We start from the raw sequence: 236 nt of genomic DNA, 5'->3' as shown, positions 1-236 counted from the left end.
CATCTTGCGGTCTTTGCGAAACGAACGGCAAAGCGCGCGCCAGCCGCCGACAATGCCGCCCTTGGTTCCCAAAACCACGACGAGCAGAATGATCCCCATGGCAAGCTGCCAATGCTCCGTCCAGGAGGCGAGATAGGTCTGCAGGATCAGGAACGCGGCCGCCCCCCAGATGGGACCGAAGAACGTGCCGACGCCCCCCAGAATGACCATAACCATCAACTCACCCGATTTGGTCC

Annotated in this window: 1 pseudogene; it reads right to left on the bottom strand. The window is 61.0% G+C overall.

Annotated elements, in window-relative coordinates:
* A pseudogene (locus SB822_RS60920) lies at nt 1-216 on the bottom strand (hypothetical protein); the annotation flags it as partial.
* Nucleotides 217-236: the final 20 nt, after the last annotated feature.

The organism is Paraburkholderia sp. SIMBA_054 (assembly GCF_046534875.1).
In the GTDB taxonomy this organism is placed as follows: domain Bacteria; phylum Pseudomonadota; class Gammaproteobacteria; order Burkholderiales; family Burkholderiaceae; genus Paraburkholderia; species Paraburkholderia hospita.
The sequence above is the reverse complement of the archived record's forward strand: the minus strand, read 5'-3'. Positions and strand labels throughout refer to the sequence as shown.